This is a genomic window from Pseudomonas sp. P7779, from assembly GCF_013386315.1.
GTDB lineage: Bacteria > Pseudomonadota > Gammaproteobacteria > Pseudomonadales > Pseudomonadaceae > Aquipseudomonas.
The window spans coordinates 1-10,314 of record NZ_JACARZ010000152.1 but is presented as its reverse complement, the minus strand read 5'-3'; the positions used below and the strand labels follow the sequence as shown (position 1 = coordinate 10,314).

Annotated in this window: 10 protein-coding genes; all 10 read right to left on the bottom strand. The window is 63.6% G+C overall.

What is annotated here, in order from left to right; translation table 11 throughout:
* Window positions 1–40: 40 nt before the first annotated feature.
* The 10 genes from HX869_RS30120 to HX869_RS30075 are packed head-to-tail and all read right to left on the bottom strand — an operon-like array spanning window position 41 to window position 10,113.
* Window positions 41–1,018, bottom strand: a complete 978-nt coding sequence (locus HX869_RS30120) for a LysR family transcriptional regulator (protein WP_003211527.1) — start codon at window positions 1,016–1,018, stop codon at window positions 41–43.
* 53 nt (window positions 1,019–1,071) lie between these two features.
* Window positions 1,072–2,007 (bottom strand): peptidylprolyl isomerase, encoded by a 936-nt coding sequence (locus tag HX869_RS30115; RefSeq protein ID WP_178904101.1) that lies wholly within the window; start codon window positions 2,005–2,007, stop codon window positions 1,072–1,074.
* Window positions 2,004–2,486 (bottom strand): YbjN domain-containing protein, encoded by a 483-nt coding sequence (locus HX869_RS30110; protein ID WP_134326873.1) that lies wholly within the window; start codon window positions 2,484–2,486, stop codon window positions 2,004–2,006. Before HX869_RS30110 ends, HX869_RS30115 begins: the two co-directional genes overlap by 4 nt.
* Before the next feature lie 20 nt (window positions 2,487–2,506).
* Complete coding sequence (locus tag HX869_RS30105) at window positions 2,507–3,133, bottom strand: hypothetical protein (RefSeq protein WP_008430322.1); 627 nt, start codon at window positions 3,131–3,133, stop codon at window positions 2,507–2,509.
* A 17-nt stretch (window positions 3,134–3,150) separates the two neighbouring features.
* A complete protein-coding gene (locus tag HX869_RS30100; protein WP_178904100.1) occupies window positions 3,151–4,848 on the bottom strand; it encodes a putative porin in 1,698 nt (565 codons plus the stop codon).
* Between the two features lie 41 nt (window positions 4,849–4,889).
* Window positions 4,890–5,597 carry an energy transducer TonB gene (locus tag HX869_RS30095; RefSeq protein ID WP_087694075.1) on the bottom strand — a complete coding sequence of 236 codons (708 nt, stop codon included), beginning with the start codon at window positions 5,595–5,597 and terminating at the stop codon, window positions 4,890–4,892.
* Between the two features lie 3 nt (window positions 5,598–5,600).
* Window positions 5,601–6,026, bottom strand: coding sequence for a biopolymer transporter ExbD (locus HX869_RS30090; RefSeq protein WP_003211540.1), 426 nt, complete (start codon window positions 6,024–6,026; stop codon window positions 5,601–5,603).
* 11 nt (window positions 6,027–6,037) lie between these two features.
* Window positions 6,038–7,837 carry a DUF2341 domain-containing protein gene (locus HX869_RS30085; protein WP_178904099.1) on the bottom strand — a complete coding sequence of 600 codons (1,800 nt, stop codon included), beginning with the start codon at window positions 7,835–7,837 and terminating at the stop codon, window positions 6,038–6,040.
* A 24-nt stretch (window positions 7,838–7,861) separates the two neighbouring features.
* The gene (locus tag HX869_RS30080; RefSeq protein ID WP_008430334.1) at window positions 7,862–9,460 is read right to left on the bottom strand and encodes a ShlB/FhaC/HecB family hemolysin secretion/activation protein; all 1,599 of its coding nucleotides are present in this window, start codon (window positions 9,458–9,460) and stop codon (window positions 7,862–7,864) included.
* Window positions 9,461–9,519: 59 nt separating this feature from the next.
* Window positions 9,520–10,113: a transposase gene (locus HX869_RS30075; RefSeq protein ID WP_003211546.1), complete on the bottom strand. Its 594-nt coding sequence runs from the start codon at window positions 10,111–10,113 to the stop codon at window positions 9,520–9,522.
* Window positions 10,114–10,314 lie beyond the last annotated feature (201 nt).

Here is a 10,314-nt window from a genome sequence, read left to right as displayed (position 1 = left end):
AGCAACGGATATGTACTCAATCAATCAATCAATCAATCCATCAATCAAACCACTCCCCCCGCTCAAGAAACGTATTCCGAATCATCTCCACCACCCACCCCACCTCCAGCGGATGCCGCACATCAGCACTCACCCCCATCCAGACCTGCCGCTGCATCCCCTCCAGAAATACCCCATCCAACGCCGTCAACCCACGATCAAAACAACTCATGTACCGCGGCAACAACCCAATACACGCACTGCACCGAATCATCTCCAGCATCAGCGGATACGCTTCCACCCGCACTACCCCCGCCAGCCGCTGCTCCACCAGGCTATTCCACGGCCGCAGCGCCTCCACCTGCCGGTCCGGCTGCCACTGCACCAACATATAATCCGCAAGGTCTTCAATACTGTCCGGCCGCACTGCCAACCGCGAATACCGCTTGGCAATATGCGGCGAATAATCCAAACGCGCCAACACCTCCGGCGCCCCAATGGCAAAACTCGGCCCCGCCCCCGGCGAATCCATCCCCGACAACCACACCACCACATCCGCATCCAGCGCCTGCAACCCCAACTCGCTGTCGATGGAAATGATCTCCAACCGCACACTCGCATTGCGCCGCAACAGGGCAATCAGGTCCCGCCCCAGAATGTCATGCAGGATCGACTCGGCAACCGCCAGCCGAATCAACGGTTGCTCCAGCACCGGCAAGCGTCGCTCATGCGCCAGGGCAATCAACTGCGCCTGCAACTGCTGCCCTTCACGACTCAGGGCCAGGACATTGCCCTGATAGCTGAACAGCGAACGCCGCAGTTGCTCTTCCAGCTGCGCCAGGCGCTTGCGCAACTGCGTGGCCTTGATATTGAGGCTGCGAGCCGCCTGCATGAAACACCCACAGCGGGCGCTGATCAGGAAATACTGCGCCACCTCGGGCTCGATGGCGGCCGCCAGGGCCAGCCAGGCCTCGCGGGATTCGGTCGACGCACGATAAGGCGCGACGCCGTGGGGTACAGCCGGTTCAACAAATACCATGGGAGACTCCCTGTCTTGTGGGTACTGTGCATCCAATGCGGCGATACGGTTTTTTACTCCAGCACCTTGTTCAGCTCGGCGCCATCGATACTCAAGGTCGCGGTATTGAGCATGCCTTCCAGGTAGGCCTTGGCAATCTGCTCCTGGCGTTGCGCACGCAAGGCCTCGGTCAAGCGGCCCCGCAGTTCATCCAGCGTGGCGGTGCGCGCCGGTTGTTGCCCAGTGAGTTTGAGCACGTGAAAACCCGCCGCACTCTGCACCGGCTCCGACACCCCGCCCGTCTTGAGCCGCGCCACCACACCGCGCATTTCAGGCACCAATTGCTGCAACGGCTGCATCCCGGAATCGCCACCGCGCCGGGCGCTGTCGGGGTCCTGGGAATACTGGCTGGCCAGGGCGGAAAATTCGCCTGGCGAGGCCTGCGCCTTGCGGCTCAACTCCTGGGCCTGGCGGCGCACATTGTCGATGGTTTGCGGGTCGCTCACGGCCAGGAAAATCTGGCTGACCTGGTACAACGGCGGCGTCACCCATTGTGCCTTGCCGCTGTCATAGGCTTGCTGCAATTCGGCGGCGCTGGGGTAATCCGTCGGCACCTGGCTGACGGACAACATGTAGTCGCGAAACACGATCTGCTCGGTGGCGGCGCGGGTCTGTTGCTCCACCTCCGGGCGCTGCCGCCAGCCCTGGGCATCGGCCTGTTCAAGCACGGCCTTTTGCGCCAGGCGCGAACGCAGCCAGGTTTCCAGGGCGCCGCGGTTGCCACGCAGTTGCTCGCGGGTTTCCACCGGCAAGGCGGCCAACACCGACTTGAGTTCGGCGAGGTCGATCTGCTGGTTGCCCAGGCGCGCCACCGCCGGCCCGTCCTTCACGGCCACCGGCGCCGGCTGCTGGGCTGCGACCGGGTCACTGCCCGGCCGCAGGCTCAACCCCACCGCGACCGCCAGCACCACCAGGGCGCCAGCGCCGACCACCAGGGTTGGTTTCTTCACAGGGCAGGCGCCTCTTCGCGCGCGTCGACAGCAGGCGCGGACCCGGCCTGGAGCTGGGCGGCTTGCTGGCTGTATTCACGCAGGTAGACGATGAATTCCTGCAGCAGGCGGTCCCACAATTCCAGCTGATTGCGCAAGTACGGCGCACCCACGCCGGCGGCCACCACGTCCATCTCCATCAGCAGGAACTCACCCTGCAACGACAACCGCGCAAAACGTCGGGAAGCGTTCCAGACCTGGGCCAGCCCCTCGGGCAATTCGCCCTGCACCCGCAGCGCGCAGCTGTAGGTGAAGTCCACGTAGCTGCCCTGCTCTGCCGCCGGGTTGCCGAAACGCACGGCGAAGCCAATGCCCTGGCTTGCGCTGAGCAATTGCACGATGCCGTTCTGCTCGGTCTGGTTGACCCGGTAGCCGGCTTCCTGCAGCAGCTCGGTCAAGGCTTGCGGGGTCACGCTGGTGATCAGTTGTACGTCGCTCATAGGGGTATCTTCCTTGTCGATCAATGATTAGTGACGGTCTGTGGAGCATCGAACCGATTAAGGTAAAGGCCGTCACCAAAACCCTGGGCGAGTTCCTCGAACTTGACCCGGGTGCTGCTGGCGAACGGTTGGCGGATGCTCATCACGTCGGCCACGTCGATTTTTTCGTAGGCCGTCAGCAACTGCTGGGCCACGTCGTACATCTGTTGATTCTTGACTGAACATTGCTGCACTTGTGTGTCACGTTCCGTGAGTTGCGCCTGCAAGCGTGCGCGCTCGGTTTCTTTGCCCCGGGCGATTACCAGCAAGTCTTCATAGGCTTTCTTGAACTTGCCCACCTGCTCATTGCTCGCGGCCACCTGGGCCTGGGCCTGGCTGTGCAGGCTCTGTTGCTGGCCCACCAGTTGCTCGGCCACGCCACGGGTCTTTTCCAGTTCGGCGGTCAGTTGCTTGACCTGCGCCTGGGCCTGCTTGGCCTGGGTTTCGGCGGCGATGCGTGCGGCACTGGCCTGGGCCTGCTCGCTTTGCAGCGCCTGCAACTGCTGGGTGGTGCTGCGCAGCTGAGTGCGCAGGCGCTCCTCCATGCCTTCAGCCGAAGCGCCGGTGGTAACGAGCAGTAGAAGCAGGCCGCAAATTCGCGTGTTCATGAGCTTTCTCCGGCGCATCAGAAGCGCGTGTTGAGTTCCAGTTGCATGACATCCACTTCAAACGGCGCGCCATAGACTTCGGAGGCGCTGAGCCAACGGGCACTGGCGTAGATGTTCTTGTCGAGGCCGTAGTTGGCGCCGATGAAATAGCCCTTGGCGTTGGTGCCGCCGAGGTGGAACGAGGAGTCGTTGAAGCCGTCCGGCAAGGCATCCGGCTGGATGTATTTGTAGCCGGCCAGCACGTTCCAATCGCCCTTCTTGCGCATCTCCAGCGCACTGCCGAGGGTGAACTGCACCAGCAGCGCATTGCCGCCACTTTCAAACTGGCCGTCGCGGTTGAGGTTGTTGACGATCTGGCCTTCGCTGCGCTTGAGCATCTCGCCCTTGTCGTAGGCCAGGTTGTGGATGAAGTTGGTCTGGCTGCGCAGCTTGAGGTCTTCCGGCAGCTCGCTGTCCCAGGCCAGGTTGAGGTCCAGCACATTGAACTTGGAGGCCAGGCCGACGAATTGCGGTTGCGGGGTCAGGCCAGGCGTTGCCGGGTTGGGGGTGATGTCTCGCAGCAGGAACACGCTGTTGCCCTTCTGCATGAAGGCCAGGCGCGTGCCATCGGTATCGCACGCCGGCTGGCCGGCCCACGGCGAGCAAGGGCTGGAGCGTTCGCCCTGGATATCGCCGAAGTGGTAGTAGGCCATCGAGCCCTTCAGGCTGTTGCTGCGGTTGATCTTCCAGTCGGCGCCGATCTGCCCGCCGAACAGCCATTTGTTTTCGCTCTCGTCCTTGTCGAAGCCGTTGGTGGTGGCGGTGTCGGGGCTGTACTCCACCGGGAACGCGCCGAGGGTGCCGAACAGGCCCCAGTCGCTGTTGAGCTTGTGGTTGAAGATCGCCGCCACACCGTCGAAGTTGAGGTCGCCGGAATACATCATGTCGGTGGAATAGAACGGGTTGGCAAAACGTCCGGCGGTCAGGGTCATGTAGTCGGTGGTCTTCCAGGTGAGGTAGCCCTGGTCGAGCCAGATGTCTTTCTTGCCGAAGCCGCCGCCCAGGGTCTGGGTGGTGGACACCGGGTTGTTGTCGTTGCCGGTGCCGAGGCGGATGCCGGCGGTCCATTCCGGCGAGATCACGGCTTTCATGCCCAGGCGGGCGCGCAGGCGGAACAGGTTCTCGCGGTCTTCGCGGGTGTTGAGCAGCGGCGGCAATTGGGTGTTGGTGTTCTTGTTCACGTCGTAGGGGCCGCTGTCGTTGAGCTTGGCGTAATCGACGATTTCATTGCTGTTGTTGCCCGAGAAATAGCGCGACTCATCCCGCAGGCGAATATCGCCGTCGAAGCTGATGCGCGAGACCCACTCCGGGAACGTGTTGGGCTGGGCCCAGTTTTCCTGCTTGGCGGTGGCCATGACCTCGGCCTTGACCTGGTCGCGAATCTGGTCGCGCACCGCTGCCGGCACGTACTGCACCCGCACATCGCCGGGGGCCGCAGTTGGACCTGCCGCTACTGCCGTGGCGGTGCTGGCCTGACGTGCCTGCTGAGCCTCTTTTTCAGCCTGGGCGATCAGCCCGTCGGCCTGTTCCTGCTTGAGCACACCTTGCTGCACCAGCAGGCGGATCAGGTTGATCGTGGCGTTTTCCGAAGGCGCGGCGGCGGCCGTCGCCTGGCCGACCAGGGTCGCGATGACCATGCCGACCGCCAGGGTCAATCGATTCACGTGGGAAATCATCTGCACACAACTCCTGTAGAAAACTGCAAAAAAGGGTTCGATCAATCCGGGCGCCGGCCCTTGAGGGACAGGCGTACCGGCAGGGTCATTGAGGTGGGTGTGCGTTCCTTCAGCCGCGGTGTGGCACGCAATGCGGCCAGCACCTGGGCGTCGGTGTCGGCGTCGCCGCTGGACTTGGCCAGCTCCACGCGCGTCACCTCGCCGTCTGCGCTCAGCCACAGGTCGGCCTGCACCGTGTAGGCCTTCTTGCGCAGCTCCGGGTCTTCCCGCAGCAGGCGCTGGAACACCCCGGCCAGGTACTGCTTGAACGTCCCGGTACCGAGCCCGCCACCACCGGAACCGGCCATGCCGCCGCCCTTGCCGGCACCGATGTTGAAACCGTCGGTACCGGACTGAGCGTCGCCGTCGATCTGCATCGGGTTGGCCAGGTCGTCTGCTGGCGAAGGCGGTGCCTCTTCCTCGGGCTTGACCTCGTCGGGGGTCGGCGTGGGCTCCGGCTCGGGGACTTTCTCCTGCACCTCGGGCTCCGGTTCCTTGGGTTTTTCCGGCGGCGGTGGTGGCGGTGGCGGCAACGGAATAATCGTCGGCACCTTGGGCGCTTCACGGCGCACGCCACTCATGTCATTGGCCCACTGCCAGAGAAACCAGGCAGCCACGGCGCCCAGCAGCAGGCCAATGCCCCACTTCAGCGGGCGCAATGGCGGCTTGTTCTTGAGGGGCGTCGGCGTGATCGGCATCTGTGCGGTCATGACTCAGCCCTGGCTCGGTTTGCCGGTGACCAGCCCGACCTGGGACAGCTCCAGGCGACGCAGCAGGTCGAGCACTTCGATGACCTTCTGGTACTGCACCATGGCGTCGCCGCGCACGATCACCGGGAAGTCCGGGTTCAGCGCTTTCTCGATGCGCAGGCGCTCTTCCAGCTCAGGCAAGGTCACCGGATAAGCGTCGAGAAACACCTGGCCGCCATCGTTCACCGAGATGGCCTTGGTCTTGGCCTCGGACAGCGATACCGAAGCACTGGCCTTGGGCAGGTGGATCTGGATCCCCGAGACCTGGGCGGTGGCGGTGAGGATAAACATCACCAACACCACCATCAGCACGTCCACCAGGGGCGTGATGTTGATGCTGTCGACGGGTGCGTCATCGTCATCGTCGTGGGAGGCATTCACGGAAGCCATGCTGATTCTCCTCAGGCCGGGACGTGGGCGTGGTGGTCGCGACGGTGCGCCGCTTCACTGTGCTGGCTCTCGCCGTGCATCTCCGCCAGACGGGTGATGAACTCGTCGACGAACACGCGCATGTCGGCGCTGACTTCCTTGTTGCGGGTAATCAGGCGGTTGTAGCCAAACAGCGCGGGGATCGCGACAAACAGGCCCATGGCCGTGGCCAGCAAGGCCGCCGCCATACCCGGGGCGATGGCGTTGATGTTCACGTCGCCGGCCATCGCCGTGCCGAGGAACACCACCATGATCCCCAGCACGGTGCCGAGCAGGCCGATATACGGGCCACCGGCAATCGCGTTGGAGAGGGTCGACAGCTTGGCGCCGAGTTGCTGGTTTTCCCGGGTACGCACGCCGTCCATGGAGCAGCGGATGGCTTCGATGGTGGCTGCCGAGACCGACGAGGTGTCGGCGCCCTGGGCGCGGCGAGTGCGGATTTCCTTGACCGCGACCCGGTACAGGCGCCACAGCGAGGAATGGGTCAGGCGCTCGGCCAGCAACGCGTCGTCGTAGTACATCTCCAGGCGCGTACCGATCTGTGCGAATTGCTCGCGGAAGATATCGTTGGCAGCACTCACGCGACTGACCTGGCGGTTCTTGCGGAGCATGATGAACCACGACTGGAACATCATCCCCACCAGCACCAGGATGATCACCCAGGCATCCACCGGCACCGCCTTGAGCAGGAACCCCAGGCTGCCGAAGCCGAAGCCCGACTGTTCTTCATCCACGCCATAGGCCACCAGTTTCGACTCGGCGCCCTGGGCCGTGGCATCGGCCAGCAACAGGGCTGCCGGGCGCGCGACCTTGGACAAGCGCGGTTCGTCCATGGCCCCGGTAAACGGCAGGTGCCCGCCGGCGGCTTCCGGCAAATCGGCACCGATGGCCAGTTGCGAATTGAACGCCGGCATCGCCACTGCGAGGGTCGCGGTCTCACGGCCGTTGACGTACAGCGAGACCTTGTCGCCCTCGGCGGTGAACGCCAGGTGCTGCCATTGGCCGGGGTTCAGCGGCTGGGTCGAGACGGCGCGCTGGCCGTCGATTTCAATAAACGGCATGCCCTGGTTCAAGCCCAGCAACAGGCTGTGGGCGCCCTCGCGACGGGCCACCACCACTTGCTCGCCGCTGGCCTGGTCGACCCGCAACCAGGCGCTGAAAGTGAAGGCGCCGCCCGCTGCGTGTTGCAGCGACGGGCTGGCTGGCAGCAGCAACGGCTGGCCACTGAACTGCAAGGCCCGGCCGATCACGCCGTCGATGCTCGCACCGGTAGCGTTCACGGCAGTGTTGCCGTAGGCCGTGGTGTCCCGGGGCGGCGTGCCGTTGGCGCCGTCGAAGTGGTAGAGCGCGGTGTAGTTCGGGTCGAAGGTCAACTGGCCGTTGGCGGTGGCCGGCGCCTTCTGGTTGCCGTAGTACATCCACAGGTCCTGGCGCTGGCCGCCTTCGACCTTGGGCACATCGACCCAGATCAGCGCCATGCCCATCAGCGGGTCGAAGCTTTCGATCTGGTGGTTGAACACGGTCTTGTCGTCGGCGCTGACAAAGCGCAGGTCCGCGCCGTCGTCCTTGACCCCGTCAAAGCTGAAGTTGCCGGTGTGCAGGCGCACCAGCAGCGCGGTGCGGCCCAGGGCCTGGCTGATGGCTGCGCCCTGGGAGGTGGTGTCCACCGTGATCTGTTTACGGTAGTGCCAATCGTCCTGCCACCAGGCATGGGCGGTGGCCGGGAGCGCGAAGCCCAGGCAGATCAACAGGCTCAGAAATAGGCGTTGCATGTCAGGAGTCTCCGAAAAAAGGGGTCAGAAAGTCGCCTGCACACTGAAGTGCAGTCGCGAGTCCTGTTTCTGGGTATTTGGGCCTTCAAGCAGCGGGTAGCCCCAATCCAGGCTGCCGGACAACCACTTGCTCAAACTGGCGCGGGTGCCGAGGCCGACACTGGCCAGGCTGTATTCGTCTTCCTGCTCGGGCAGCGGGTCATGCAGGCGCAGGCGTGCGCCTTCGGCAAACGCGTAGAAGCGCCACTCCTGCACGTAGCTGCCGAGAAACTTGGCCAGGGACGGCGTGCGCAGCTCCTGGGACAACAGGTAGCCTTCGTCACCGGTGCGTTCGGCGGCGAGATACCCGCGTACCGACGTAGCGCCGCCAGCGGAATATTGCTCGTTGGACACCAGCGGCCCCGAGGCCAGCTGGAAGCCGGCCTTGGACGCCGACTGCCAGTCGTTGCCGAAGGTGTAGGTGTAATTCAGGTCACCCTTGAGCACCGCAAAACTCGGGCTGGCCTTGTCACGCTTGTACTGGAACTCCTCGGCGTCGCTGCCGTAGCCGAAGAACGCGCGGGTACCCACCACCAGGCTCAAGCCCAGCCCCAATTGCGACTGCTCGGTGTAGCGGTAGCCGTTGTAGCCGAAGGTCAGCGGTGCGTACTTCAGCGGGATATCGTCCGTGCTGCCGCCAAACTTCATCTGCTCCTTGAAGTCCTTGAAGTCGACCCCGGCAGAGAACGAATTGGCCCAATTGCCACTGGCCGGCAGGCTGTAGATCGCCGACACGCCGTAGGAATGGCCCTTGCCCAACACGTTGCTGCCGCCGATGGTGGCGATGTTGCTGTCGGACTGATAACCGGAGAACTGCAGGCTCCAGCGATCAGTCAGCGGCGCGGTGTAGGAGCCCGACCAGACCTTGGCGTTGTCGCTGTCCTGGGGTGCGGTGAAGTAGGTCAGGGAAATGCTGTGGCCCAGTTGCCAGAGGTTGTCGTAACCCAGGGTCGCGACGCTGCGCAGCTCCTTGGTGTCGGCGCTGTAGTCATTGTTCAGGCCGAGGCTGGCGTGCCAGGGGTTCTGGTCTTCCACCTGCAGGTCGACGTCCATGGTGCCGGGGCGCTGGCCTTCGCGGACCAGCGGCGTGACCTGCCGCCCGGCGCTGCGATTGAGGCCGGCGAGTTGGGTTTGCACGCTGGTGAAATCCGGAACCGCGCCCTCCTTCAAGCCGGGTACTTCGTCGCGGATTTCCACCGGCGAATAGTGCTTGGCGCCTACCACGCGGACGCGCCCGACCTTGGTTTCGCTGACCTGCAGGTAGACGATTCCGTCATCGACCTTCTGCTCCGGCAGTTCGACGAACACCGACTGATAGCCGCGTGCCTGATAGATCTTCTGCAAGGCATCCCGGGCGCCTTCGATGTCGGCGAGGGTCTTTTGCGGGCCGAGAAACGGGTACACCGCCTCTTCGATCGCACGAGCGTCGAGCACGGTGTTGCCGCGCACGAAGTACTCGTTGACGTCCACCAGCCGTGCCGGAGGCTCGGGCTGGGTGCCCTGCTCTTCGGCCTGTAGCGGTTGCGCCAGTGCACCCAGCGTCAGCCAGCACAGCGCCAGCGTTGATTTGAACAGATGCTCCACACCGCCCCCTGGTTTACTCAAGATGATTGCCGTCGCCGTTTGCCCGGCGTTTGGCCTGTTCAATTGCTGGATATCGAGGTGCTGCCGTGCCGGGCGAGCCAGGTGTGCAGCAGGGCGAAGTTCAGGGAGAACTCCGGCATGTGCAGCAAGGCGCCACAGAACACTTCACCGATGATTTTCTGGATCAACTGCACCGCCTGCGGGTTGTTCAGGAACGTGGCGATGTCGCGTTGCAGGAGGTTGATGCCCCAGACTTTCTGGTTCAGGTCGAGGCCGACGAACCAGCGGAACAGCAGGTTGTAGTTGAGTTGTTCGTGCAGTTGCTGTTCGTTGGGGACTGAGTACAGGAGTTGCAGCAGCAGGATCTGCAAGACGGTCTGGGGGGCGATCTGGGTGCCGGGTTGGGCCTGGAGCAGGTCGCGGTGGAGGTCGAGGATGTCGTCGATCTGCGGGCGCAGCAAGACCAGTGAATGGCCTGCGGGGATGTAGCTGGAGACTTCCTTGAGCGCGCCTTGCCAGTCGTCCTGGGAGACGATCCATACCCACGGTGCGCCATAGCGGTAGACCGAGACCGGTTTTTTGCGTGCGGCTTCGACGATCTTTGACAGGCGCTGGTCGAGCTCCTGCATGCCGACTTTCGAGTAACGTTCCATAGTTCCCATTCGCCCCACTCCTGGCATCCTGCTTGCGGCTCTGACGTCGCCTTTTTTGGCGGTGTTGAGCGCGTTACATAGCCAAGACGGGGGTCGCTGGGGACTACCGAACTTTTGTCATAAAAGCTTCTTTTTTGGGGCGGGGTGAGGTGGGCATATCCGTTGCTGCGGTCAGGGCTGGTCTTGGTTCCGCTCTTACAG